At 66.7% G+C, this 22,673-nt stretch carries 27 protein-coding genes and 1 tRNA gene; 17 read left to right on the forward strand and 11 right to left on the reverse strand.

Going from position 1 to position 22,673, the window contains the following annotated elements:
- Positions 1 to 16: 16 nt before the first annotated feature.
- Positions 17 to 1,369: a metallophosphoesterase family protein gene (locus tag AB0M24_RS41090; protein WP_363779345.1), complete on the reverse strand. Its 1,353-nt coding sequence runs from the start codon at positions 1,367 to 1,369 to the stop codon at positions 17 to 19.
- An 11-nt stretch (positions 1,370 to 1,380) separates the two neighbouring features.
- Positions 1,381 to 2,934, reverse strand: a complete 1,554-nt coding sequence (locus AB0M24_RS41095; RefSeq protein ID WP_363779347.1) for a metallophosphoesterase family protein — start codon at positions 2,932 to 2,934, stop codon at positions 1,381 to 1,383.
- Between the two features lie 90 nt (positions 2,935 to 3,024).
- On the opposite strand from AB0M24_RS41095, the gene AB0M24_RS41100 reads away from it, so the two are divergent.
- Complete coding sequence (locus tag AB0M24_RS41100) at positions 3,025 to 3,495, forward strand: hypothetical protein (protein ID WP_363779349.1); 471 nt, start codon at positions 3,025 to 3,027, stop codon at positions 3,493 to 3,495.
- 13 nt (positions 3,496 to 3,508) lie between these two features.
- On the forward strand, positions 3,509 to 4,000 hold the full coding sequence (locus AB0M24_RS41105) for an SRPBCC family protein (RefSeq protein WP_363779351.1): 492 nt from the start codon (positions 3,509 to 3,511) through the stop codon (positions 3,998 to 4,000).
- Between the two features lie 60 nt (positions 4,001 to 4,060).
- On the opposite strand, the gene AB0M24_RS41110 is transcribed toward AB0M24_RS41105, so the two are convergent.
- Positions 4,061 to 4,136 (reverse strand) — tRNA-Arg (locus AB0M24_RS41110).
- Positions 4,137 to 4,297: 161 nt separating this feature from the next.
- Between AB0M24_RS41110 and AB0M24_RS41115 the strand changes: the two genes are divergently transcribed.
- Both AB0M24_RS41115 and AB0M24_RS41120 read left to right on the forward strand, forming a co-directional pair.
- Complete coding sequence (locus tag AB0M24_RS41115; RefSeq protein WP_363779353.1) at positions 4,298 to 5,149, forward strand: hypothetical protein; 852 nt, start codon at positions 4,298 to 4,300, stop codon at positions 5,147 to 5,149.
- 10 nt (positions 5,150 to 5,159) lie between these two features.
- Positions 5,160 to 5,894 carry an FkbM family methyltransferase gene (locus AB0M24_RS41120; protein WP_363779355.1) on the forward strand — a complete coding sequence of 245 codons (735 nt, stop codon included), beginning with the start codon at positions 5,160 to 5,162 and terminating at the stop codon, positions 5,892 to 5,894.
- 55 nt (positions 5,895 to 5,949) lie between these two features.
- Here AB0M24_RS41120 and AB0M24_RS41125 read toward each other — a convergent pair whose 3' ends face one another.
- Positions 5,950 to 9,144 carry a penicillin acylase family protein gene (locus tag AB0M24_RS41125; protein ID WP_363779357.1) on the reverse strand — a complete coding sequence of 1,065 codons (3,195 nt, stop codon included), beginning with the start codon at positions 9,142 to 9,144 and terminating at the stop codon, positions 5,950 to 5,952.
- Between the two features lie 446 nt (positions 9,145 to 9,590).
- Between AB0M24_RS41125 and AB0M24_RS41130 the strand changes: the two genes are divergently transcribed.
- Positions 9,591 to 10,238, forward strand: coding sequence for a response regulator transcription factor (locus AB0M24_RS41130; protein WP_045311865.1), 648 nt, complete (start codon positions 9,591 to 9,593; stop codon positions 10,236 to 10,238).
- Here AB0M24_RS41130 and AB0M24_RS41135 read toward each other — a convergent pair.
- Both AB0M24_RS41135 and bluB read right to left on the reverse strand, forming a co-directional pair.
- Positions 10,235 to 11,734 carry a diguanylate cyclase gene (locus AB0M24_RS41135; protein ID WP_363779360.1) on the reverse strand — a complete coding sequence of 500 codons (1,500 nt, stop codon included), beginning with the start codon at positions 11,732 to 11,734 and terminating at the stop codon, positions 10,235 to 10,237. The genes AB0M24_RS41130 and AB0M24_RS41135 overlap by 4 nt on opposite strands.
- A gap of 44 nt (positions 11,735 to 11,778) precedes the next feature.
- Entirely contained in the window at positions 11,779 to 12,411 is a 633-nt protein-coding gene (bluB, locus tag AB0M24_RS41140) for a 5,6-dimethylbenzimidazole synthase (RefSeq protein ID WP_363779362.1), read from the reverse strand.
- Positions 12,412 to 12,495: 84 nt separating this feature from the next.
- Between bluB and AB0M24_RS41145 the strand changes: the two genes are divergently transcribed.
- Entirely contained in the window at positions 12,496 to 12,852 is a 357-nt protein-coding gene (locus AB0M24_RS41145) for a hypothetical protein (RefSeq protein ID WP_363779364.1), read from the forward strand.
- On the opposite strand, the gene rpsR is transcribed toward AB0M24_RS41145, so the two are convergent.
- From rpsR to rpmB, 4 genes are read right to left on the reverse strand one after another with little or no spacing between them, the layout of a single operon-like run.
- Positions 12,800 to 13,030 (reverse strand): 30S ribosomal protein S18, encoded by a 231-nt coding sequence (rpsR, locus tag AB0M24_RS41150; RefSeq protein WP_363779366.1) that lies wholly within the window; start codon positions 13,028 to 13,030, stop codon positions 12,800 to 12,802. The two genes, AB0M24_RS41145 and rpsR, sit on opposite strands and share 53 nt — an antisense overlap.
- The gene (gene rpsN / locus AB0M24_RS41155; RefSeq protein ID WP_363779368.1) at positions 13,030 to 13,323 is read right to left on the reverse strand and encodes a 30S ribosomal protein S14; all 294 of its coding nucleotides are present in this window, start codon (positions 13,321 to 13,323) and stop codon (positions 13,030 to 13,032) included. Before rpsN ends, rpsR begins: the two co-directional genes overlap by 1 nt.
- Positions 13,323 to 13,490: a 50S ribosomal protein L33 gene (rpmG, locus tag AB0M24_RS41160; RefSeq protein ID WP_189255682.1), complete on the reverse strand. Its 168-nt coding sequence runs from the start codon at positions 13,488 to 13,490 to the stop codon at positions 13,323 to 13,325. The genes rpsN and rpmG overlap by 1 nt, the downstream gene beginning before the upstream one ends.
- On the reverse strand, positions 13,490 to 13,720 hold the full coding sequence (gene rpmB / locus AB0M24_RS41165) for a 50S ribosomal protein L28 (protein WP_363779370.1): 231 nt from the start codon (positions 13,718 to 13,720) through the stop codon (positions 13,490 to 13,492). Before rpmB ends, rpmG begins: the two co-directional genes overlap by 1 nt.
- 51 nt (positions 13,721 to 13,771) lie before the next feature.
- Between rpmB and AB0M24_RS41170 the strand changes: the two genes are divergently transcribed.
- The 3 genes from AB0M24_RS41170 to rpmF are packed head-to-tail and all read left to right on the forward strand — an operon-like array spanning position 13,772 to position 15,065.
- The gene (locus AB0M24_RS41170; protein ID WP_363779372.1) at positions 13,772 to 14,656 is read left to right on the forward strand and encodes a GTP-binding protein; all 885 of its coding nucleotides are present in this window, start codon (positions 13,772 to 13,774) and stop codon (positions 14,654 to 14,656) included.
- Positions 14,653 to 14,904, forward strand: a complete 252-nt coding sequence (locus tag AB0M24_RS41175) for a type B 50S ribosomal protein L31 (RefSeq protein ID WP_363779374.1) — start codon at positions 14,653 to 14,655, stop codon at positions 14,902 to 14,904. Before AB0M24_RS41170 ends, AB0M24_RS41175 begins: the two co-directional genes overlap by 4 nt.
- On the forward strand, positions 14,904 to 15,065 hold the full coding sequence (gene rpmF, locus AB0M24_RS41180; protein WP_071812574.1) for a 50S ribosomal protein L32: 162 nt from the start codon (positions 14,904 to 14,906) through the stop codon (positions 15,063 to 15,065). The genes AB0M24_RS41175 and rpmF overlap by 1 nt, the downstream gene beginning before the upstream one ends.
- On the opposite strand, the gene AB0M24_RS41185 is transcribed toward rpmF, so the two are convergent.
- Positions 15,062 to 15,706, reverse strand: coding sequence for a histidine phosphatase family protein (locus AB0M24_RS41185; protein ID WP_363779376.1), 645 nt, complete (start codon positions 15,704 to 15,706; stop codon positions 15,062 to 15,064). The two genes, rpmF and AB0M24_RS41185, sit on opposite strands and share 4 nt — an antisense overlap.
- Before the next feature lie 74 nt (positions 15,707 to 15,780).
- Here AB0M24_RS41185 and AB0M24_RS41190 point away from each other — a divergent pair, with 74 nt between their 5' ends.
- The 8 genes from AB0M24_RS41190 to AB0M24_RS41225 all read left to right on the forward strand — a co-directional run bounded on the left by AB0M24_RS41190 (position 15,781) and on the right by AB0M24_RS41225 (position 22,671).
- Positions 15,781 to 16,098, forward strand: a complete 318-nt coding sequence (locus AB0M24_RS41190) for an EthD family reductase (protein ID WP_363779378.1) — start codon at positions 15,781 to 15,783, stop codon at positions 16,096 to 16,098.
- On the forward strand, positions 16,095 to 16,910 hold the full coding sequence (locus AB0M24_RS41195; protein ID WP_363779380.1) for a 3-hydroxyacyl-CoA dehydrogenase family protein: 816 nt from the start codon (positions 16,095 to 16,097) through the stop codon (positions 16,908 to 16,910). Before AB0M24_RS41190 ends, AB0M24_RS41195 begins: the two co-directional genes overlap by 4 nt.
- Before the next feature lie 4 nt (positions 16,911 to 16,914).
- Complete coding sequence (locus tag AB0M24_RS41200) at positions 16,915 to 18,081, forward strand: GNAT family N-acetyltransferase (RefSeq protein WP_363779382.1); 1,167 nt, start codon at positions 16,915 to 16,917, stop codon at positions 18,079 to 18,081.
- Positions 18,081 to 18,866 carry a methyltransferase domain-containing protein gene (locus tag AB0M24_RS41205; protein WP_363779384.1) on the forward strand — a complete coding sequence of 262 codons (786 nt, stop codon included), beginning with the start codon at positions 18,081 to 18,083 and terminating at the stop codon, positions 18,864 to 18,866. The genes AB0M24_RS41200 and AB0M24_RS41205 overlap by 1 nt, the downstream gene beginning before the upstream one ends.
- Before the next feature lie 37 nt (positions 18,867 to 18,903).
- The gene (locus AB0M24_RS41210) at positions 18,904 to 19,884 is read left to right on the forward strand and encodes a nucleotidyltransferase domain-containing protein (protein ID WP_363779386.1); all 981 of its coding nucleotides are present in this window, start codon (positions 18,904 to 18,906) and stop codon (positions 19,882 to 19,884) included.
- A gap of 19 nt (positions 19,885 to 19,903) precedes the next feature.
- On the forward strand, positions 19,904 to 20,515 hold the full coding sequence (locus AB0M24_RS41215; RefSeq protein WP_363779388.1) for a trimeric intracellular cation channel family protein: 612 nt from the start codon (positions 19,904 to 19,906) through the stop codon (positions 20,513 to 20,515).
- 69 nt (positions 20,516 to 20,584) lie between these two features.
- Complete coding sequence (locus AB0M24_RS41220) at positions 20,585 to 21,280, forward strand: response regulator transcription factor (RefSeq protein WP_045311879.1); 696 nt, start codon at positions 20,585 to 20,587, stop codon at positions 21,278 to 21,280.
- Complete coding sequence (locus tag AB0M24_RS41225) at positions 21,280 to 22,671, forward strand: HAMP domain-containing sensor histidine kinase (RefSeq protein ID WP_363779496.1); 1,392 nt, start codon at positions 21,280 to 21,282, stop codon at positions 22,669 to 22,671. Before AB0M24_RS41220 ends, AB0M24_RS41225 begins: the two co-directional genes overlap by 1 nt.
- The last annotated feature ends 2 nt before the right edge of the window (positions 22,672 to 22,673 follow it).

Raw genomic sequence — 22,673 nt, forward strand, 5'->3', positions numbered from 1 at the left:
GGGCAAGGCCTGATCGTCAGCGCTGCAGGGTGATCTCGTCGATCAGCCCGCCGTCCTCGTCGAGCGCGCGGATCTTCATCGTTTTTGCCGCGACGTCGACGACGGTGATGCCGTAGCCGCGGTAGCGCATCCGTGACCAGGTGACCTTGGTGTCGGTGGACTTGTCGCTGTTCTTCTTGAAGCACCGCATGGTCGGCACGTCCTTGTAGAACTTGTCGAGCGCCTGACCGCCACCGCCCGCGGTGATGTAGGTGGTGCCTTTCGTCGCGGGCTTGCCCGCCTTGATCGGGTCGGTGCGTTCGTACACGCGGTTGTGCGCGCTGAGGACGAGGTCGACCTGGTACTTGTCGAACACCGGCGCCCACTTCTGCTGCGCGATGCTCTCCGCGCCGCCCTCTCCCGTCGAGTACGTGGAGTGGTGCAGGTAGACGACGATGAAGTCGATCTTCGGGTCACCTCGGAAGTCGGCCAGCTGCCTGTTCAGCCAGGTCAGCTGCTTTCCCTTGGTGTAGTCAAGGTTCGCGGCGTTGCGGTTGCAGATGTCGTTGCCGTCCAGGCTGATCAGCCCGACGTTCTGGTACCGCCACGCGTAGATGCCCGTCGATCCGCTCCACGCGTTGTCCGGCATGGTGAAGCGTGCTTTCGCGCCGCCGTAGCCGTTGGGGGAGTACCACTCCTCCATCTCGCGGTTGCCGAGCGTGATCATCCACGGCGTGTTTGCCGCTAGGGGTTCGTTCTGTGCGAACAGCGAGTTCCACCTTGCGGCGTCGTACTTGTCGGTGTCGGGGTGGCCGCCCTCGGCGTTCTTCGTGCCGCCGTGGATCGCGTAGCTCAGGTTGCCGAGCGCGAGGTGGAAGGCGGGGTTCTGGTCCTTGGCGAGGCTGTTGAGCTTGCGCGCGTTGTAGCCGTACCCCTGGTCGCCGAACGCGGTGAAGGTGAAGCCGGTGTTCGTCGTCGGCGCGGTGCGGAACGTCGCGACGTCGGTCTGCTCGTAGTCCTGGTGCCCCACAACGTAGAAGTACGTCGTGTTGGGCGTGAGGTCGTCGAGCTTCACGTGCAGGTAGTGCTGGTACATAGGGTCCGGCCCGTGCGGCGGGAAGCTGTGGTCGCCTTCCTGCCACTTGATCTCGCTTTTGAGAGTGCGAAGCTCGGCGCTGATCGGTGGGCCGAAGTTGCTTTTGTCGGTGGCGATCCGCACGTACGGCCCGTTGACCTTCTCCAGTTGCTGCCAGGAGATCACGACCTGCTTGGACGGATCCGCGCCGAACGCGAGGTGCCTCCCGACGGGCCTGTTCTTCTGCGGCTTCTCCGCTGGTGCCGTTGCCGCAGCGAGCACCTTGAACAACGACCGCCGCGTGGTGTCAGTCATCTCAGCCTTCCTCAGCCGCGCCGGATCGTGAGCTCGTCGACCAGCGCGCCCGTCTCGGTGAGCGCCCTGACTTTCATCTCGGCGGGTGCCGTCGTGGTCTTCGGTTTGACGTCCACGACAACCAGGCCGTACCCGCGATACCGCACCCGCGACCAGGTGACCTTGACGAGCTTCTCCCCGCCGTCCTCCTGGTCGACGCGCATGGTGGCCGTGGCGTCCTTGACGTTGCCGAAGTACGAGTCGCCGGCCTTCTCGTCCTGCCAGCTGTTGATGCTCTCGCCGCCGCCACCCGCGGTGATGTACGTGGTGCCGTCCTTGACCGGGTTGACGGTGCTCTTGATCTCCGCCTTCTTCGTGCCCTTGCCGGCCTTGATCGGATCCGTCCGCTCGTAGACGTGGTTGTGCCCGTTGAGAACCAGGTCCACCTGGTACTGGTCGAACAACGGTGCCCACCGCTTCTGCGCGCCGACCTCGGACCCGTTGTTGCCGGACGTCGAGTACGTGCACTGGTGGCAGTAGACGACGATGAAGTCGATCTTGGGATCGTTGCGGAACTTCTCGAGCTGCGCCTTCAGCCACACCTGCTGCTTGCCTTCGGTGTAGTCGAGGTTGGCGTCGCTGTTGTAGCAGATGTCGTTGCCGTCCAAGCTGATCAGCCCGACGTTCAGGTACCGCCACGAGTAGATGCAGGTCGACCCGTCCCAGGCGTTGTCGGGCATGGTGAACCGCTGCTTCATCCCGCCGTACCCGTTTTTGTCGTACCAGCTCTCCATCTCGTGGTTGCCGAGTGCCACCATCCACGGCGTAGTCGCCGCAATTTGGTCGTTCTGCGCGAAGAACGAGTCCCACTTCCGCGCGTCGAACGCGTCGTCCGGCCGCCCGCCCTCCCCGTCGTTGGCGTAGCTCAAATCGCCCATCGCCAGGTGGAACTGCGGCTTGAGATCTTGGATGAGACTGTTGGTGGCCAACGCGTTGTACCCGACCCCTTGGTCCCCGAAGGCCGTGAAGCTGAACGCTTGGCTGGTCGTCGGCGCCGTCCTGAACGTGCCGAACTCCGTGGGCTCAAACCCTTGATGCCCCACCACGTAGTAGTACGTCGTGTTCGGCACCAGGCCGTTGAGCCGCACGTGCTGGTAGTACTGCGTAACAGCCCTGCCAACGTGCGGCGAAAGCGTGAAGAGCGCGCCCTTCTCCTGCCACGCCAAGTCACTGGTGAGCGCCCGCGTCTCAGCCTCGAGTCGTTGGCCGTACTCCCCAGCTTTCGTCCCGACCCTTATATACGGCCCTTTGACGTTGGCCGGCACCTGCCAAGACACCACGACCTGCGTGGTGGGATCCGCCCCGAACGCCAAATGCCGCCCAAACGGCCTTTGCGTCTGACCAGGGGTGTCGCCCTGGATGTGGATGGCGGGGGCCTCGTAGCCGCTGGCGTTAGCCGTACCCGTGACCAGGCCGGCCGCAGCCACTCCAGCAGCCCCGACCTTGAGAAAGCCGCGCCGCGAGAACCGATCCTCGTACAACTCCTGAAGCCGCGGACCGTCCTGCCGACGTGGAGTCTCACCCATACCAACGGAAAATAGGAAACCTTGTTCCCTGAAGTCAATGACCGTTGGGGCAACGCCTATCATCAGGTGGTTCCGGAGTAGGGAGCCGCCATGGTGTTCCGCCGCAACCTGGAGTCCCGCGAAGCCGACATAGCCCGCTCGGTCTTCGGCGACGCCCTCGACATCACGCTGCTACGCCTGGCTGAAGGCGGCCTGCTAGGTGCGTTCGGCGTGGCCCGAACCCTCCCGCGCCTGGTCACCTTCCCCAAGGGAGTCCTGACGACGCCCCAAAACCAGGCGCGCTACGAACGCTGGCTCGTCCACGAACTGACCCACGCCTACCAGTACCAACACGGCCGCAGTGTGTGGAGTCTGTTGCCAACCGCTTTCGCCGGCTTCTTCAACAAGAGCCTCTACGACTACGGCGGCGCCGAAGGCCTGCGCGGCAAGTCGTTCGCCGACTTCAACACCGAGCAACAAGCCAACATCGTGGCCGACTACTACTACCTGAGCACCTACGAACCCTCCCGCGACCTCTCGGCCTACGAGCCCTACATCGCCTTCGTCCGCTCAGGCGCCTGACCTCTGGAGCGTCATGAAGTACACCGTGTCGATCGAGATCGCTCTGCCACGGGAGCAGGTGGTGCAGCTGCTAGCCGACCCGGCTCAGATGCCGATGTGGCTACGAGGCCTGGTGCTGCACGAGCCACTGGATGGAGTGCACGGGCAGCTCGGCACCAAGTCGCGCGTCGTGATGCAGACGGGCCAGCAGAAGTTCGAGGCCACCGAAACCATCACCCGCCGCGAACCAGCGGACCTGCACGAGATCCCAGCGGCGAGCGTCGTTCACTTCGAGCGCGAGATCGTCGGCAAGGGCATGTGGAGCGCCGCACGCGAGCAGTTCACCGAAGCCGGCCCGGACACGACGCTCTGGGTCAGCGAGAACGAGTACCGCTTCGACGGCGTGCTGATGCGGCTGGTGGGGCTCCTGATGCCCGGTGCGTTCCGCAAGCAGTCGCTCCAACACATGCAGGACTTCAAGGCGTTCGCGGAGCTGGGCACGGACGTCCGCGAGTCGCAGGGCTGAAAAAGATCAAGCTCCGACCGCGTTGCCGCTGGTCAGAGCTTGATTTCACCCGGCGAAAGGTGGTGCCCCAGGCAGGATTCGAACCTGCGACACACGGTTTAGGAAACCGATGCTCTATCCCCTGAGCTACTAGGGCTGGCGGTAGCAGTCTAGCGGGGTGGCGCCACCTAGTTGACCAGTGCCCCCACGTATGGGTGCTCACGCGCTGTGAGGGGGCGGTCGAGGTGCCTGCGGCCGTTGGAGGGAAGTGAGGCAGACCACCTTCTAAGCGGGAGAAACGTCAGGTAGGGAGAGGGCGTGAGCAGACCCTGGCCCGACTTCCGTCCTGGACCGCTTGGCGCCTTCAAGGCTTGGTGGCGTCGGCGGGTGCCGAGGCGTGCTGAGGACATCACGTTCGCGCCGCCGGTCAGCAGTCATCAGCAGGAGTTCGAGACTCCGTTGCCCAGTGCGGTGTACGGGTTGGACTTCCAGTTGAAGTTGACGATCGTGTGGCGGCTTGATCTGGCCACCGGGCTTCGGCACAACGCTCCGCGGAGTGCTGCCATCCACCACGTTCTGCAGCGGGCCAAGGAGATCAGCGGCAAGGCCATGTTGGTGCACCATGCGGCGTTGCAGCATCAGTTGGGGGACGAGCTCGCTGTTGAGCGGCAGGTGCCTGGGACGCACATCTGGGCTCGGGCTGAGGCTGTCAAGGTCAGTGCGGACGAGGATGACCTTGAGATGGCTCGCAAGCACATTGCGCTGCTCAGGAACTCGACTCTCCGGCGCGCTGAGCGGGATGTCGAGCGCGCTGAGATCCGGTATTTGAGGGACGAGGTGCTGACGGACGTTGGCACGGCGACGATCTGGTGGTTGCAGCGCAACGGGTACCAGGTCGAGGAGGCTGTGAAACTCTCGACGCACCTCGCTGAGCTGGTCAAGATCGCGCAGCAGCAGCCGGCCACGCATTGGGCCGAGGCGTTGGTGAGCAGCGTGGAGAGGGCTCTCCCGGAACTCGAGGACGCGCATCGGAAGGACCTCAAGAATCACCTGGTCAAGGCTTTGAGCGTGTACGGCGGGTCGCGGGTGGCTGCTGAGTTCGCTGACCAGATCGGGTTGCCTGCGGGCGAACAGCATGCGAACGGGCAGCACACGAACGGACACGTCTAGGGTGGTTCGGGTGCTGACCGAACTTCGCAGTGCCGCGGTGGTTGCCGGGTTGCGGGCGCTTGCCCGGCTCACGCCCTATGCCGAACCGGAGCTGATCGGGCTCCGGAAAGTCGTCAGGCCTGGCGACGTCTGTGTGGACGTCGGGGCCGCGCTTGGGCTCTACACGGTGACTTTGTCGAGACTGGTTGGTCCACAAGGGACTGTGCACAGTGTCGAGCCGTTGGTGTTCGCGCATCCGGCGCTGTCCTACGTGCTCAGGCCGCGGGAGGGGCGGAACATCAGGCGCCACTCGGTCGCGCTCGGCAACGGGCAGGGGCGCGAGGTCATGAGTGTTCCTGTGAGGCACGGGAGTCCGGTCACCGGGAGGTCGTTCCTCACGGTGGGGGCCAAGGGGCTCGGGTCCAACGAGGAGTTCGAGGAGCACCTGGACGTCGTGGTGAAGACGGACACGTTGGACCACTTCGTCGAGGAGCAGAAGATCACGAGGCTCGACTTCGTCAAGGCTGATGTCGAGGGGGCCGAGCTGCGGGTGCTCGAGGGTGGCGCGAAGACGATCGAGCGGTTCAAGCCGGCGCTGTTGCTGGAGATCGAGGAACGGCACGTCGAACGCTTCGGGTATCGGGCTCAGGACGTCGCGGACTTCCTGACGGAGCGCGGATACCGGATGAGCACGTGGCAGGCCAACAGGTGGGTGCCGACCGGCAAGATCGGTGACAAGGCGAGGAACTACCTGTTCAGGGCCTGAAATAAGTAGAGGCCGCCGACCCCTGGGGGTGGATCGGCGGCCTCATCTCGAAGGCCTACAAGCTGTAGACCTCAAGCTCGTACAGGGAGTATCCGTAACGCGTGGCCCGTTGGGTACCCGTCATTCGGAGGTATCTCGCGTCCTGTGCTGCAAACGCTACGACATCCTCGCCTCCGTCGCCACTACTTGTGGAGAAAACGTTCCGCCAAGTCGTGCCGTCATTGGAAACGTCGATGCGGTAGCCACTGCCGTAGGCCGACTCCCAGTGCAACACTGCGCGACCAACTTGTTGCACAGAGCCAAGGTCCACCTGGATCCATTGGTTGTCGCTCCAGTCGCTGGCCCAGCGGGACGTCAGGTTGCCGTCCAGCACTTGCCGCGGCGGGAGGTTGTTGGCTCCCGTCTCGTGGGACGACGCGGAAGCGGTTCCAGTGGAAGCCACGTTCGCGATGTTCTGGCCGCGACGGGACGGGAACTGCACGACCTGTTGGAACGTCGGGCGGTTCTGCCAGTGGATCTTCTCCTGGGTGATGCCGCCCATGGCGCGGTGGATGATCGTGTCGGCGCACCACTGGTCACCGGCGGCGCAGTCGGCGTCACCGGGGTAGACCTGGTTGGCGGGCTTGGCGACCGCCGCCTTCAGGGAGTCGACCATCGCCGTGCGGCAACCGGACAAAGTGCCGCCGCCGCAGTAGGTCTGCGGGAAGGCGCCCTGCACGGGGTCGCCCAGGACCTTGCGCAGGTCCTTGTCCACATAGCCCCACCAGCCGTACTGGAACGAGGAACCCTTGTGCGGTGCGGCACCGTGGGCGTCCGACGGTGATTCGTCGATCTGCGCAGCACCGACGATCGCGTCGTACAGCGGGTCGCCCAGGGACGGCTTGAACTCCGCCTGCACCAGAAGCGGCCACCACGCATCAAGAACCCTGATCGCATCGGCATGTGCGTAGGTCTTACTGCCCTTCGCGGTCTCCTTGCGCAACGAGCCGGAGCGCTGCCAGTCCTTCAGCTTCTGCACAACTGGGGCCAAAGTCGCATCCAGCGGCGCCGACTCCAGCACGCGCAGCAGTTCGGGCAGCACCTCCTGGGCCCGCAAGTCCGCCACAGCGGCTTCGGCCATCGCGCGAGTCAACGACGCACGCGTAACTTTCTGCCCGGATGCGATCAAGGCCTTGACACGAACGTCCAGCAGGTCTCCGCGGTGCACGGCGCTGTGCCCGAACCCGCCGAACGTGAAGTCCTTGGCCTGCTTGTTGTTCCACGAGATGTAGTAGTCCTGGTTGATCGAGTTCGGGTGCCCGGCGAACGGCATCACCGCGGACACGTTCTCGGTGCCGTCCCAGTTCACCCACTCGTACTCGGCGCGGCCCCACGTAGGCAGATTCGGGTCCACAGTGGAGCGACGAACCGGGTTCAGGCCCGAGTTGAAGTACGCCACGTCACGGGAGTCCGCGTAGAACCAGTTGAACGCGTACCCGATCTTGTTGGCCGCCTGCTGGAAGTCGGACGCCGAACGGATAGCGCCAGGATCGTTGAGCTCCTGGAAGCCGATGATCGAGTCGACCTCGTGCATGTACGTCGAACGCAACGTCGCGTACGCCACCACTTTGCCGCCCACGGTGGCACGACTCGTAACCAGCCCGTACTTGGTCCGCCACATCACCAACGTGTACGAACCCGCCGGCGTGCCGTCCGCAACGGTCGGCTTCCAGGCGTTCTTGCGCTCCAGGCGTTCCATCGGCACGCAGGCACCGTGGAACACGTAAGAAGTCGAAGCCTTCGTGGCAGGGGAACCGTCCGCGTTGCACAGCTCCACGGCGTACGTGTCGATGATGTCCTGCGCGGAAGAAGTCGCGCTCCACGAGTAGTCGACACCACGGCCGAGCTGCACGTACATCGACACACCGGCGAACGACACACCGCGCGAACGAACGCCAGGACCGTTGAGCTCCTGCAGCATCAGCAGCTGCGGCGCGAAGTAACCGGTCTGCGGACCCCACACGGCGATCGGGTTCCCGGAGTCCGTGTGAGCACCGGACACCGCCAGAGCGTTGGACATGCCGTGCTTCTTGTTCAGCAGATCGGCAGGCAGCACACCATCCGCGAAGATGCCCCGAGCCTTAGCCACGTCCTCGGCAGCAGGAACCGACACAGCAGCTCCGGTACCGCCCACCTCGTCGTAGACCATCCGCTCCGGCGTGATGCTGCCGGCGTCCGGCAGAGCCACACCCTGCGGAGAAGCGGGAGAAGCGGAGTACGGGAACGACTGTCCGTTGTGGAGGGTCAGCACGGCCTCGGGGTCGTTCTGCGCCCGGAACGCCTGCCAGACCTGCTCACCGACGGCAGCACCGTACTTGTTCTGCGCGGCCAGCCGAACCAGGGCGGACTGCACCTCGCCGCCACCACCGGCACCGAACAGGCCACCGACCACGGAGGCGATCGCCACCATGTCCGTCGGCTTGAACGGCGTCATGTCGTTCCAGTTCGTGATCGCGTCGGCGTGCCCGGTCAGCACGTACTCACCGGGGAAGTTCCGCGCGGAAACGGACTGGGCCACGTACGCGTTGATCCCGGCGATGTAGTCGTTGACGTCGGCCACCGCCTGCTGCCCGCGCGCACCACCCCGGACAGCCGCCGTGTCGATCTGCTTCTGCAGGTCCGCCTCGGTGTACGGGATCTGGTTGTAGAAGCTCTGCTCCAGCACCCGGTTCGAAGGGGCGCCACCGGCGAAGCCCGACAGCTGGCCGCGGCCGAGGTGGCGGAACAGGTCCATCAGCCACAACCGGTCCTGCGCGGCCGCGTAACCGGCGCCGTACATCGTCCCGGACCGCGTGGTGCCGGTGATGTGCGGCATGCCGATCTTCTTGTCGCGCACGATCGTCACGTCGGCGCGGGGCTTCACAGTGCTCTCGACCTGATCGGCCGGCACCCCGAACGACGCGTCGTTGAAGAAGTTCGTCAGCTGGGCGTTCGTCAGCGTGCTGTACCCGTTGACCAGCGCGTCGTACTTGCCGAGCTGGTCGTTGGAGTGCGCGGGCATCGTCTTGAACGCCTTGTGCGTCAGGATCTCGGCCAGCGTCGCGTTGCCGTTGTTGCCCGGCGGCACGATGTCGCCGCACTGGCCGAGGCAGTAGTCGTCGGCAGCGAACGCCGACGCACGCTCCTCGGCCTGAGCGGACGGAACGATCAAGAAGGAGGCGGTGACGGCGGCGGTCGCCAACAGGGACGTCACCGGATTGGCTCTCCGCATGGCGCGAAGCTCCTCTCCGAACAGGGCAGGGACAGGGTCTGCTGTGACGTACGTTACTTTCGAGTAGGTACATCGCGAAAGGCCTTCACGTTTTCGTGACCGCAACATGACACCTGTATCGGTTCAGTACAGCATCAATGCCACGTATGGGCAGAAACGAAAACCGCAATCAGATTCGTCCGCCCGTATCTGTGATTCTGGGCGCACATTCCACTAAGTGAGATTTTCGGGTTTGGTTACTCAGGGTCTCGACAGAACCGGCTAACGCCTGGTGGCATGCCTACGCAGCGAAGTCGGCGTTCAATTCCGGTAACTGTGAACGCGGCCCGTCATCTCGAAAAACCGTTACCACATGATGAGATAACTGAGAATTAACGTGACCTTCGGCGTGCGTACGCGAAGATCACGAACATGTGGGAGCACGGAACGCCAATGCGGGAGGCGTCGTGATCAAGGTTCTGCTGGCCGACGACGAGGACCTCGTCCGTTCTGGCCTTCGCATGATCCTGAGCAGCGTCGGCGACATCGAGGTCGTCGCGGAATGCGATGACGGGCACCTGGTAGCCGACCTGGCACGCCAGCACCGTCCTCACGTGGTCCTGCTCGACATCCGGATGCGCACCTCGGACGGGCTCGCGGCACTGCGGAGGCTGCGGACTCTGCCCGACCAGCCACGGGTCTGCATCCTGACCACGTTCGACGTCGACGAATACGTTTCGGAAGCCTTGAGACTCGGTGCGTCCGGCTTCCTCCTCAAAGACACCGAACCGGAACAGCTCGTCAAGGCCGTGCGCGATCTCGCGCGCGGTGGTGCGGTTCTCGACCCCGGTGTGGCGGCAAGGGTTCTCGCGGCCGTGGCGGACGGCGAGCGGATGGCCGAGCCGGCACGCAGGCTTCTGGCGAGCTTGTCCGAACGCGAGCGCGAGGTGCTCGTGCTGATCGGCCAGGGCATGTCGAACGCGGAGATCGGCGGCACCCTGCACCTGTCGGAGGCGACGGTGAAGGGCTACGTCTCGTCCGTGCTCGGCAAGATCGGCGCGGTCAACCGCGTGCAGGCCGCACTTGTGGCCTACCGCGGCGGCCTGATCGCCTAGTTCCCGGAGACGATCTCCGGGACCTCGTCCACCGAAGGCTCGACCTCGACCCTGTTCCGGCCGTGGCGCTTGGCGCGGTAGAGCGCCATGTCCGCGGCCGCGAACAGCTGGTCCAGCTTGGCCGGCCCCGCCGCGACCCCGATGCTCACCGTCGGGCGGCGGACCGAGCCGAGCACCATCGTCCAGTCGTGCCCGTCGACGGCCGCCCGGATCCGCTCGGCCACGTTCGGGCCCACGTCCAGGTTCGGCCCGGTGTCGCCCAGCAGCACCACGAACTCGTCACCGGCCCAGCGCGCCACCAGGTCGTCGGCCCGGCACTCGCGCCGCAGCAACGCCGCGATCTCGCGCAACGCCGCGTCGCCCGCCGCGTGGCCCGCGTCGTCGTTCACGCCCTTGAACCAGTCCACGTCCACCAGGACCAGCCACGGCACCCGCCCACGCGCCGCCGTCGACTCCAGCAACGCCTGCGCCGCGCGTTCCAGCCCGAGCCGGTTCGCCAGGCCCGTCAACGGGTCCCGCGCCGCTGCTTCCTGTGCCGCGACCGCGAGCCGTTGTGCCTGAACGGCCACCCGGCGCTGCTCCAGCGCCTGGCCCAGGCCTTCCTGCAACGTCTCCGTGGCCGTGCGCGAAGCCTGCATCGAGCGCCGCAACGCCTCGGCCTCACCGACCGAGTCGCCGAGCGCGTGGCAGATGTCCGCGAGCTCCGTGGAGAACCGCAGCAGCAGCGACGTGTCGTTGATGCGTTCGGCGTTCGACACCGCACGCGACGCGAGTGTGCGCGCCTCGTCGAAATCGCCCTGTTCGCGACGCACGACGGCCAGCACCCAGTTGCCGACCGAGATGCCCCAGAGGTCGTTCGCGTCCAGCGACAGTCGCAGAGTCTCGGCGCCGGTCTCCTCTGCCTTCTCCAGCTGACCGACGCCGGCCAAGGACCGCGCGTAGGCACCCATCAGCGCCCGGCGCATGACCTCCTCCTTGACCAGGCCCAGGCCTTCGTCGAGGTACGCCAGCGCCTCCTCGAAGATCGCCGGAGCGGCCGCGGGAGGCCCTGAGCAGGCGCGGAAGTTCAGCGACCCGCCGAGGCGCTGCAGACAGTGCGCCAACGTGTCGGTGTTGCCCGCACGGCGAGCCACCTGCACCGACAGCCGCAGCATGTCCAGAGCGGCACGCCGGTTGCCGATGCCCTCCATGAGGTAGCCGAGCGAGCCCATCGTCTGGGCGACGGCGGGGCTGTCCGCGCGCTCGGCGTCGAGGTCCGTCCACCCTTCGGCGGCCAATTCCAAGGCGAGAGGAATGCGGCCGAGCCGCCACGCCATGACGGCGCGGTTCACCAGCACGGCCGAACGCACCCAGCGGTCGGCGCCGGGTGACACCTTGGTGACCACCTCGTCGAAAAGACTGTTCGCCTCCGGCAAACGGCCAGCGTTGAGCAACGCGCGGACCTCTCGGTCCAGCCGCGGAATCTGGCCCGCTACCAGCGGATCACGCTGCTCCACTCGTTCATCGACTCCGTTCCGACTCGCCGAGCGGCCTGCACAGGCTACCGGGACGGTCGCGCCCCGTACCGATCGTGGTGCAGGACGTCATCAAGGGGTAGTCGGTTGCGCCAACCGTGACGTTCCAGATCGGGCGTATCGGGCAGGGATTGAACCGGTCCGACGCACAGCCATGCAACCGGACGGACCCTCGTGGGGATGTCCAGCAGACGGCGCAGCACATCTTCTCGGTAGAAGCTCACCCACCCGACACCGAGTCCCTCTTCCGTCGCCGCGAGCCACAGGTTCTGGATCGCCAGACACACGGAGTACAAACCCGCGTCCGAGATCGCGTGCCTGCCCAGCACCGCCGGCGAGCCCCGGTCGGGGTCGTAGGTGACGACGATGCCGAGTGACGACTCCATGACGCCTTCGACCTTGATACGAGCGAAGGTCTCCGCTCGTTCATGATCGAGCTGAGCCGCGAAGACCGTGCGCTCGGCCTGGACGTGGTCGCGGAATGCGCGCCGAATCGATTCATCGCGCACCAGCACGAAGTCCCACGGCTGGGAAAGCCCGACGCTCGGAGCGGCGTGAGCTGCGGTCAACACCCGTCGCAGCACGTCCGGCGGGATTTCCTCACCGGTGAACTCGGCGCGCGTGTCCCTGCGTCGGTGCACTACTTCGTACAGGTTCATTCGTGCGATCGTGCCTCACTCGAAAGCACCAACTTCACGCTGGAGAGGTGGCGCTGATCTCATCGGAGGCGATACACCGATCGGATGCGAAGAATGAAAGGTGGTTACGGCTCCGCGCTCGGATTCGGCGGCGGAGTCGGCGTGACCACGTTCACCGGTGCCTGGCCGCTGCTCGCCCTCATCCTGCTCGCCGCCGTCGTGGTGGTCGTGTCGTTGCGCACGACGATCTTCGGCGCAGGGCTGGCCGCACTGCAGTGCTGGGGCCTCTACGCGACCTTCTTGGTGGGTGTTCGTGGCGATCTGACGGTCGACGAACACACGACCTGGGCGCTCGCGTTGCTGGTGCAGCTCGCCGTGCTGGCATTCCTGGCCAGCACGGCGGTCCGCGTCATCGCCCTTGTGACGGGTACGGCAGCAGGGCCATCTCCCGTGCGTTCTTGACAGCCGTGGCGACCTGACGCTGCTGCTGCGGCGTCAGGCCGGTCACCCGGCGGGACCGGATCTTGCCCCGGTCCGAGATGAACTTTCGCAGCAGCGTGACGTCCTTCCAGTCGACGACCGTCACGCCTTCCTTCGCGAGCAGGTTCTGTCTGCGCTTCAACGGCCTCGGTGGCTTCATCACCAGCTCGCCTTCGACACGCCGGGAAGTTCGCCCCTGTGGGCCATCTCCCGCAGCCGCACGCGGCTGAGCCCGAACTTGCGGTTGTAGGCGCGCGGCCTGCCGTCGACCACGTCCCGGTTCCGCAGCCGGGTCGGCGACGCGTCCCGCGGCAGCTTCTGCAGGCCGCGCAGCGCCTCCTCGCGCGTCTCCGGGTGGCGCAGCATCTCCTTGAGCTCCGCACGCCGTTCCGCGTACCTGGCCACGACCTCGCGACGGCGCTTGTCCGCGGCGATCTTCGACTTCTTGGCCATCAGCGCTCCTCGCGGAAGTCGACGTGCTTGCGCGCCACGGGGTCGTACTTGCGCAGCACCAGCCGGTCCGGGTCGTTGCGGCGGTTCTTCCTGGTCACGTACGTGTAGCCGGTGCCGGCGGTCGACCTCATCTTGATGATCGGCCGGACGTCGTTCCCCTTGGCCATCAGACCTTCACCCCATCCCGCCTGAGCCTCGCGACAACGGCCTCGATGCCGAGCTTGTCGACGGTCTTGATCGCCTTCGTGGACAGCGTCAGCGTCACGAACCGGTTCAGCGACGGCACGAAGTACCGCTTGCGCTGGACGTTCGGGTTCCACCGGCGGCGCGTCTTGCGTTGGGAGTGCGAGACGCGGTTGCCGAAGCCCGGCTCGCGGCCGGTCAGCTGGCAGCGCATGTGAGGCCTTCCTGTTTGAAACGACATTCGTTTTCAACTACGGTACCTCACATGGAAACCGTTGTCGTTATGGTGGCGGGGCTGGTGGACCACGACGTCGCCGTGCGGGTGTGGCGCGACCGGCCCGGTTCGGTGCTGATCAGGCACGTTGCGGCCGAGACGTGCGTGCGGCGCTGGGTCGACGGCATCGCGACCGACGTCGACCTGCTGCACAACTGCGTGTCGTGCACTGTGCGCGAGGACCTGCGGGACCTGTTGAAGGACTTCGCGGGCCACACGGTCGTGCTGCACCTGGACCCGTTGCTCGAACCGGACGCCGTGCGCCGCAACCTCGGCGTCGACGTCGAGTGCGTGATCACCGTGATCGACGCGGAGAGCTGGCTGGACGACGCGTTGGGCGACGCCTCGATGGTCAGCGATCAGCGCACTGTCGCGCAGGTCGTCGTCGCTCAGGCGGAAGCGGCGGATGTCCTTGTGCTGCAGGGAGATGCGGACGAACGGACGCTGGCCGTGCTCGACCGGCTCGCTCCCGGCGCGCACCGGTGCACGCCGGAGTGCGTCGTCGTCCAGCGTTGTGCCAGGCCGCGGATGGTCCCGCTCACGCCCGAATGCGGTGTCTCGACAGCGGTTTTCACGGCGGACCGGCCGTTCCACCCGGTGCGGCTGAACGACGCGCTCGACTCGTTGCTCGACGGCACGGTGGTGCGATCGAGGGGCCGGCTGTGGGTCGCGGACGAGCCGGATCTGGCTCTGCACCTGGAATCCGCGGGCGGCGGGCTGCACGTCGGCGCCGGCGGGCCGCGTGAGGGCAGGACCACGCAGATCGTGGCGATCACGGTCGGCGAGCCCGACGACATCACGCAGGCGTTCGAGGGCGCACTGCTCACCGACGACGAACTGTCCTTCGTGGACTCGATCCGAAAGCTGGAAATATGAAGTCAGGCATCCACCCCGACTACCACCCGGTGGTCTTCCAGGACGCGTCGACCGGCAAGTCGTTCCTGACCCGCTCGACGGCAACGTCCACGAGGACGATCGAGTGGGAGGACGGCAACTCCTACCCGCTGCTGATCGTCGACATCACCGCCGACTCGCACCCGTTCTGGACGGGCACGCAGCGGCTCGTCGACACCGCGGGCCGCGTCGAGAAGTTCAACCGCCGCTACGGAAAGCGAGAGCGCTGATGGCCGTCCCGAAGCGGAAGACGAGTCGCTCCAACACCCGGCACCGCAGGTCCCAGTGGAAGGCCACCGCGCCGGACCTGGTGCGCGTCAGGACGCTGGACGGCAAGGAGCTTCTCGTGCCACGCCGACTGGTCGCCGCTTACAAGCGGGGACTGCTCTAGGAATGCTGGACCGTCCCGTCCGGTGAGTCGCGCCACTGGTCGAAGGGGCGGTCCAGCTTCCACCCCGTGCCGTCGTGGTCGAGCACGCGGTTCTCGCACGTGTCCACGTTGGACAGCGACTCGAACAGCTCGATGCTCCAGTCGAACAACCGGCGGCACAGCAACCTGATCGTCAGCCCGTGCGACACGATCAGCACGGTCTTCGGGTGCGTCTCGTCCTTGTGCATCCTGACCGTCAGACCGTCCAGGAACGCCGCCACCCTGTCGTCGACGTCGGCGCCGGACTCGCCGTTGGGCAGCCGGAAGAAGAAGTGCCCGAACGCGTGGCGCTGGTGCTTGAGCATCTCCTGCTCGCCGGGGTCCTGGAGGTTGCCCCAGTCCTGCTCGCGCACACGAGGTTCGGTGACGATCCGTTCGGCGTCGATGCCCAGCAGGTCGAACGTCCTGCGCGTGCGCTTGTACGGCGACACGTAGGCCGCGACCGGGCCGTCGCCGACCAGTTCCTTGATCGTGGCTCCGGCCGCGCGGGCCTGCTGTTCGCCCAGGTCCGTGAGCGGCAGGGCGTGGTCGGGAATGCGGCAGTAGGCGAGCTCGTCGACGTTGCCGAGGCTCTGCCCGTGGCGCAACAGGATGATCCGCACTCCTCCATCGTGCCTCAGCCGCGCGGGTACCCCGGGCGTTACAGTGCTGGGCGAGTCGAGGAGGAAACCGTCACATGATCAAGTACATCGCGCTGTACAAGAAGCCCGCGAACCCCGAGGACTTCGACGAGAAGTACTTCGGCACGCACATGCCGATCGCGGACTCGGTGCCGGGCCTCGTGCGCGCCGAGGTCGCCAAGGTGCAGCGGGTGTTCCTGGCGGGGTTCCTCGGCGACACCGAGCCGTACCTGATCGCCGAGCTGTACTTCGAGTCCGCCGAATCGATGAAGGCCGCCTTCAAGACGCCCGAGTGGGCTTCGTCGGGTGCGAACCTGACCGAGATCGGTGGCATGGAGCTCGTCGCGATGTTCAGCGCCGAGGTAGTGGCGTGAAGGCCGTTGTCATCGGCGGCGGCACGATGGGCGCGGGCATCGTGCACGTCCTGCTCGCGGGCGGCCACGAGGTCACGCTGTCGGAAGCCGACGCCGAACGCGTGGAGCAGGGCAGGCTCGCCGTCAAGCGCTCGCTGGACAAGGCGCAGGAGAAGGGCAAGCTCGCCGACTCCGGGGCGGTCTTCGCCAACCTGAGCACCGGTGAGCTGCCAGAGGACGCCGAGCTGGTCGTCGAGGCCGTGCCCGAGAACGTTCCGCTGAAGCAGAAGGTGCTCGGCGACGCGGCCGCGAAGTGTCCGAACGCGATCCTGGCCTCCAACACGTCGTCGTTGTCGATCGCCGACATCGCCGCCGGACTGCCCGGCGAACGCGTGCTGGGCATGCACTTCTTCAACCCCGTCCCGGTCCAGCAGCTCGTCGAGCTCGTGCACCACGACGGCGTCGACCCCGCGAACGTGGCCAAAGCACGAACTTGGGCCGAAGAAATGGGGAAAACCGTCATCGAAGTTCGGGACTCTCCCGGCTTCGCGACCTCACGACTGGGCGTCGCCGTTGGCATGGAAGCGATTCGGATGGTCGAGGAGGGCGTCGCCTCACCCGCCGACATCGACACCGGGATGAAGCTCGGTTACCGCTGGCCGATGGGCCCGCTGGAGCTCACTGACCTGGTCGGACTCGACGTCCGGCTGGCCATCGCCGAACACCTGGCGAGCCAGCTGGGGGCCAGGTTCGAGCCACCGCAGTTGTTGCGGGACAAAGTCGCTCGTAATGAGCTGGGAAAGAAGACGGGTCAGGGCTTCTTTTCCTGGTAGATAGATGTCCGTGCACATCCGAGAGTTCACCGAGGACGACCGCGACGCCGTGTTCCGGCTGCGCAAGGTCGCGTTCAACGGGGGCAAGCCGTCCGGCCCGTTGCTGAGGCCGGGTTCGCACGGACTGCTCGCCGAGATCGACGGCCGGGTCGCGGGTGTGCTCGGCATCGGCGAGTACGCGCAGTTCTACGGTGGCGCCGCGGTGCCGATGGGCGGAGTCGGCGGCGTCGCCGTGGACGCCGCCATCCGCGGCCGCGGTGTGGCGGGCGCGCTGCTCGACGCGTCACTGGAGGCGATGCGCGAGCACGGCCAGCCGATCTCGGTGCTCTACGCGACCGTGCCGACCCTGTACCGGAAGTTCGGCTGGGAGCGCGCCGGGCTCTTCGAGTGGGTCGAGCTGCCGATGGACAGGTTGCTGACAGTTCCGAACCCCACCGAGCTGATACCTTCGCGCCCAATGGATGAGAGCGATCTCACCGCGCTGCACGACTGCTACCTCCAGGTGGCGCGGACGATCGACGGCATGGCCGACCGCCGCCCGCCGAGGATGGACCTCGAGAAGGTGCTCGAGATGGACCTGGTGAGCGTGTTGCCCGGCCCGGACGGTCTGCGCGGCTATCTGACGGCCGGGCGCGAGCCCAGCAGCCGCGACATGGGCACGCTCAAGGTCTACGACCTCATCGGCGTCGACGTCGAGGCCCAGCTGAACCTCCTCGCGTCGCTGAAGTCGTGGGCGGGCACCCTCGAAGCGATCGAACTGCGCATCACCGACCCCGCCACGCTCAACCTGCTCGCCGCGACGCCGATGCGGTACTCGGTGTGGACGTCGACCTGGATGCTGCGCGTCGTCGACCTGCCCGCCGCCGTGGCCGCACGGGGCTGGACGCGCCTGGCCAACACCGCCGTGGACCTGGAGATCATCGACGAGCACGCGCCGTGGCACGCGGGTCCGCAGCGCATCGTCGTCGAGGACGGCGTGGTGCGCGTCGAGCCCGGCGGCACCGGCGCGGTCCGGATGCACGCGCGGGCGCTCGGTCCGTGGTTCACCGGGTTCCAGAACACGCATGCGTTGCGGCGAGCGGGTTTGCTCGAAGGCGACCCGGCCGGCGCGGCCGTGCTCGATCAGCTCGTCGGCTCGTCCGGCATCCCGCGGCTGGCGGACTTCTTCTGATGACAGACGTCTACCACGAGGTCATGCGCACGATCTGGGACCACAACCTGCACTTCGGGCTGTGGACGTCGGACGAGGACGAGTCGCCCAACCGCGTCGCCGCCGAACGCATGACCGCCCTGCACATCGACAAGCTCGGCGCGCGACACGGCTGGCGCGTGCTGGACCTGGGCCGCCGGGTCGGCACGTCGGCGTTCCGGCTGGCCGAGGCCTCGCACGCCGACGTCGTGTCGGTGTCTCCCGGCGCCGAGTTCGTCCGTCGCGCCACCGCCCGCGCGGAGGCGTTGTTCATCGACGACCAGGTGCGGTTCGTGCACAGCGACCCGCACGCGATGCCGTTCCCCACGAACACGTTCGACGCGGCGTGGGCCGTGGAGACGTTGCCACATCTGGGAAATCGGGTCGGGGTGCTGCGCGAGCTGGCACGGGTGGTCAAGCCGTGCGGTGTGGTCGTGGTGTCCGACTTCGTGCAGCGCAAGCCGGTGTCGCAGGGGTTGCTGGACGACATCGAGCCGATCCTGAGCACCTACGACATCGACGAGCTGCCGACGTTCGCCGGCTATCCGAAGCTGCTGGCCTCCGCGGGCCTGCAGGTGGTCGAGCTGATCGATCTGAGCGCCGAGACGCGCAAGTCGGTGCCGCGCATGCAGGCCGGTGCTCGTGCGCACTACGACGCTCTCGTTGCGGCACACGGCGAAGAAGCGCGGAAGTATCTCGACCAGATACTTTCCCCGCTCGCGATCCAGCCGTCGCTCGGATATTTGCTGGCTGTCGCGAGAGTCTGAATTCGTCCGCGCGCGCCGGCCAAGTAAGAATGGACGGGTGACTGGGGACGACGAGGTCAGGCACGCCTACGGCGACAACATGGGTTGGCGCCTGAAGGGCTATGCCAAACGACGCAGCGGGTCACCGGTCAGCGTGCGCGAGATTTCCCGTGAGCAGTTCCTGGAGATCCGGCCGTTGTTCGACGCGGAGGACAACCCGTGGCTCGTCGGCCTCAACGAGGTGAGTCCCGAGATCTGGCCGCGCGTCGAGCAGGTGCTCGGGCCGCTCGACTCCGAGCAGGACTACTACGTCACCGGGTATCCGCTGGACTGGGACAAGGATCCCGTCCAGGTCGCGCGTGACCTGATCGACGAACGCTTCCCGCTCGCCACGGCGGCGTTCCTCGGCGGCAGCGTCGCGGCCGGCAACTACACGGCGAACTCGGACCTGGACATCGTCGTGATCGTCGACGACCTGCCCAACGCGTTCCGGGAGACGCTGGAGCACCGCGGCTGGCCGGTCGAGCTGTTCTGCCACACGATCGAGTCGTTCCAGGACTTCGTCGCCCGGGACACCCAGGACCGACGGCCGCCGTTGCTGCACATGTGCGCCGAGGGTTTCCTCATGCTCGATGCCGACGGCACGGGCCAGCGCATGCGAGCCGAGGCGCGCGCTCTGCTCGACGTCGGTCCTCCGATTCCCACGGCCACTGAGCTGGAAGACCGCCGCTACGGCTGCACCGACCTGCTGGAAGACCTCATCGGGGCACGGGACGACGACGAGCGGCTGTTCGTCGCGGCACGGCTGCTGACCTGCGCGGGGGAGTTGGCGCTGGTCGTGCAGAACAAGTGGCTCGGGCACGGGAAGTGGCTGCTCAGGCGGCTGAAGGAAGCGAAGGCCGACGAGCTCGTCGACGCCTACCGCGCGTTGGCCCGAGGCGAGGGCGCCGACTGGTTCATCGAGGTCGTGGAGCACGTGCTGGTGTCCGCGGGTGGGCGGCTGGAGGCCGGTTACCGCCGGGAAGCGACGCCTCGGTAGATCCGTATCCTTCCTGTTCGTGCTGCTCATCGTCCTGGAACTGATCGGGATCGCCGTCTTCGCCGCGTCCGGTGCGGTGGCGGCGGTGCGGGCGCGGCTCGACGTGTTCGGCGTGATCGTCCTGGCGCTCACCACCGCGTTGGGCGGCGGCATCATCCGCGACGTGCTGCTGGGCGTGCACCCGCCGACGAGCCTGCGGAACTGGCCGTACCTGCTGGTCGCGGGCGGTACCGGGTTGATCGTCTTCTGGTTCCACCCGCAGGTCGCGAAGCTTCGGCGGTCCGTGCTGCTGCTGGACGCCGTGGGACTCGGTCTGTTCGTCACGTCCGGCACCACCACCGCGTTGGCTCTCGGCGCCACGCCCTATGCCGCGTGCCTCATCGGCATGACGACGGGCATCGGCGGTGGCGCCGTGCGTGATCTTCTCCTCCGTGAGATTCCTCTGGTCCTGAGGAGAGAGATCTACGCGGTGGCGGCTTTGGCGGGCGCGGTCGTCGTCGCGCTGGGCGAGTGGGCGAGGTTGCCGAAAGACCTGGTCGCGCTGACTGGTGCGTCAATAATCATCACCATCAGGCTGATTGCGCTCTGGCGGAAGTGGAACGCACCCGTCGCGCGGGGCCTCGAGGGTTAACACGCAACTCACACCCGCTGTTAGGGACCTTCTCAGGCGCCTCTCAGATCCCTCAGCAACACTGCCCCTATGCGCATCCTCGTTGTCGATGACGATCGGGCGGTCAGGGAGTCACTCCGCCGCTCGCTCCAGTTCAACGGCTACCAGGTCGAGACTGCCGGCGACGGCATGCAGGCCCTGGAGTCGGTGACTGCCGCCAGGCCGGACGCCATGGTGCTCGACGTGATGATGCCGCGGCTGGACGGGCTGGAGGTGTGCCGGCGCCTTCGCAGCACCGGTGACGACCTGCCGATCCTCGTGCTGACCGCGCGGGACGCCGTGAGCGACCGCGTGTCCGGGCTCGACGCCGGGGCCGACGACTACCTGCCCAAGCCGTTCGCGCTGGAGGAACTGCTGGCACGACTGCGCGCGTTGCTGCGCCGTGCCGCCCAGGACGACGCCGCGTCCCAGCAGACCGCGGCCGTCCTCAAGTTCGCCGACCTGGAGCTGGACCCGTCCACCAGGGACGTCCGCCGCGGCGAACGCTCCATCAGCCTCACCCGCACCGAGTTCGCGCTGCTCGAGCTCCTGCTGGCGCACCCGCGCCAGGTGCTGACTCGCAGCCGCATCCTGGAGGACGTGTGGGGATACGACTTCCCGACCTCGGGCAACGCACTCGAGGTCTACGTCGGGTATCTGCGCAGGAAGACGGAGGCGGAGGGGGAGCCGCGGCTGATCCACACGGTGCGCGGGGTGGGCTACGTCCTGCGGGAGACCCCTCCGTGATCTTCGAACCCCAGGGACGGCTGCAGAAGGCGTCGCTGCGGGCTCGGGTCACCTGGCTCGCGGCGTTCTGCGTCGCCGGGGCCGTGGCGTTGGTGTCGTTCGGCGCGTACATGATCGTCCGCAAGAGCGTGTACGACGCTTTGGACGAAGGTCTGCGTCAGCGTGCCAACACCGTGTCGACCGGCTTCAAGGTCACCACGCCCGACGAGGTCCAGAACTACCCGGCGGCCTTCCTCGCGGCCGGCGACGTGAAGATGGGCCTGCTGCAGGCGAACAGCGGCAAGATCCTCTACCCGAAGACCGGCGAGCCCCCGCCCACCGTCGACGAGGCGTGGGAGGTCGCGCAGGGCGAGCGCGGTGAGTACATCTGGACCGACCACAAGACCGAGACGCGGGTGATCGCCGTCCGCTACGGGCCTCCGGACTCGGAGCAGGCGATCGTCATCGCGCAGTCGATGCTGCCGCAACGCACGACGTTGGCGAAACTCAGCGTGGTGCTGCTGCTGATCGGCGGTGCCGGCGTCCTGCTGGCTGCCATCGCGGGCACAGCGGTCGCCCGAACAGGTCTGCGTCCGGTGCAACGGCTCACCGAAGCCACCGAGCGCGTGGCGAACACCGGTGACCTGACACCGATCCCGGTGTCCGGCGACGACGAGCTCGCACGGCTGACACACAGCTTCAACGCGATGCTGGGCGCGGTCGCGGAGTCGCAGGAACGCCAACGCCGGCTCGTCGCCGACGCGGGCCACGAACTGCGCACACCGCTGACCTCCATGCGCACCAACCTGGAACTGCTGCTCGCCTCGGAACGCCCGAACTCCCCGACGTTGTCCCAAGAGGACAAAACGGAAATCCAGTCGGACGTGCGCGCCCAGATCGACGAACTCACCACGTTGATCGGTGACCTGGTCGAACTCGCCCGCGAGGACGCACCTCAGGTGGTGCACGAACCCGTGGACCTCGTCGAGGTGGTAGAACGGTCTCTGGACCGCGCGCGCCGACGCGCCTCGAACGTCACGTTCGACGTGCAGCTGCAACCGTGGACACTTCTGGGTGATTCAAGTGCACTCGAGCGCGCGGTGCTGAACCTCCTCGACAACGCGGTGAAGTTCAGTCCCTCGGGCTCAGCGGTGCGCCTGAGCCTGCGTCAGGTGGGCGACGGCAGCGCCGTGGTGGAGGTGGCGGACGCGGGCCCCGGTATCGCGGATGCCGATCTACCTCACGTTTTCGAGCGGTTCTACCGATCGTCCGAGGCGCGGACCCTGCCGGGTTCCGGCCTGGGACTCGCCATCGTGAAGCAGGTGGCACAACGGCACGGCGGCACGGCCACCGCGGGCAGAGCGCCCGAGGGCGGTGCCCTGTTCACGTTGCGCCTACCCGGACGTCCGTAAGG

The organism is Lentzea sp. NPDC051838, from assembly GCF_040681245.1.
Lineage (GTDB): Bacteria > Actinomycetota > Actinomycetes > Mycobacteriales > Pseudonocardiaceae > Lentzea.